General features: G+C 71.5%; 3 protein-coding genes. All 3 read right to left on the bottom strand.

Going from position 1 to position 1,496, the window contains the following annotated elements:
• Positions 1-685: DUF6513 domain-containing protein (locus tag I53_RS24825; protein WP_043355762.1), on the bottom strand; the 685-nt coding region annotated here is incomplete at its 3' end.
• Entirely contained in the window at positions 682-1,257 is a 576-nt protein-coding gene (locus tag I53_RS24820; RefSeq protein ID WP_043355760.1) for a uridylate kinase, read from the bottom strand. The genes I53_RS24825 and I53_RS24820, both read right to left, overlap by 4 nt.
• Positions 1,254-1,496: (5-formylfuran-3-yl)methyl phosphate synthase (locus tag I53_RS24815; RefSeq protein WP_043355758.1), on the bottom strand; the 243-nt coding region annotated here is incomplete at its 5' end. The genes I53_RS24815 and I53_RS24820, both read right to left, overlap by 4 nt.

The raw sequence follows: 1,496 nt of genomic DNA, 5'->3' as shown, positions 1-1,496 counted from the left end.
GCTCGATCGCGCGATCCAGGGAGGGCAGGTCGTCCGGCCGCAGGGGCACGAGGATCGGCACCGCGTCGGTCTCGAAGGCGAGATCGAGAGTCTCCTCGTTCAGGCTCAGCAGGAAGTCGGCGCCGGCCCCGGCGCCCCGGACCAGTTCCTCGCGGGAGAAGGAATCGACGCTGACCTTCAGGCCTGCGCCCTTGAGGGCCTGGACGGACTCCTCGAGATGCGGAAACGGAGTGTCGGGCAAGCCGCCGAGATCGATGACGTCCGAGCCGCGCTGGGCGAGATCGAGGCCCTTGGCGACGATCTGCGCGACACTCATCTTCGACGCATCCACGATCTCCGAGAAGATCCGGAGGTCGTGCCGGGACAGATCGACCTTGCGCGCGGTCAGGCCGAGCCAGGCCGGCAGGTCGACCACCTCGTCGGGTCCCCGCTCCACGGGCACACCGAAATGGGCGGCGAGATGCTCCGGGTTGGCCCGGCACCGGCCCGGAAGGATGATCCGGGTGGCGCCCTCGGGGAGGACGATCCGTCGGCGGATGATCTCCTCGGTCATCAGCGCCGCGACCTTCACGCCGGCATCCGCGATGCTCCAGTGCAGATTCTCCGGCAGCCCCGCCGCGACCTTCTCGAGCCGCGCCCGGGCCAGACGGCCGGTGACGAAGACGATGTGCTCGGGGGTGCTCACGCGGCGGTCCTCGTCTCGACCGCAACGCGGCACTGCGGGCCCCAGATCTCGATCGCCCCCTCGAACTTGGCTGCGAAGCCCGGGAAGGCGCCATCCACGATCCCCTCCTGCGCCAGCGCGACGGGATCCCGGCCCTGCGGTACATCGATGGATTTCACCAGGACGCAGCGCTCGGCCCGGATCCGCGTCGCGAGCCAGAGGGCGAGGCTGTCCGAGGTCACGTCCCAGGTTTCCGGAATGTCCGGATGGCCGCCGCGCAGGCCGCGCGGATTCCAAACCCGAATCCGGGCGGGCGCGGTCTCCGCCCAGGGCTCCAGGCTCTGCGCCAGACGCGGCTCGATCCCGCGGAAGATTCCGGCCGCGTCGCTCATGGCATCGAGGGCCCGGCGATGGGCCTCGGCATCGCCGAACCGCTCCCGTGCCTGCGCGGCCCGGACGGCGTCGGCGAAGGCGCCGCCGCCCGGGACCACGATGCAGCGCCCGTGCGCCCCGTCGCCGATCGCCGTCAGCAGGGCGCGGCGGCGATGCGGATCCGCTTCGAGGCTGCCGCCGATCTTGATGACGGTGGTCACGCCGCGTCCTGCCTGCTCGGCCGGAGGGCGCGCAGCGCCTCGGCCACGCGCAGGGGATCGATGCCGTTGCGGCGGTCGAAGTCCCGGCACAGGCCGCCGCGGAAGCCGAGATAATCCGGCCGGTATGCGCACAGAACCGGGATGTCGATCACCCGAAGCGACCCGGCGAGGCCACTCATCAGGCCGTGCACCCGGCAGGCGGCGGTGAAGGCCGAGAGATCCGCGGGAGCGGCGAGATC

Source organism: Methylobacterium sp. B1 (assembly GCF_000333255.1).
In the GTDB taxonomy this organism is placed as follows: domain Bacteria; phylum Pseudomonadota; class Alphaproteobacteria; order Rhizobiales; family Beijerinckiaceae; genus Methylobacterium; species Methylobacterium fujisawaense.
The sequence above is the reverse complement of the archived record's forward strand: the minus strand, read 5'-3'. Positions and strand labels throughout refer to the sequence as shown.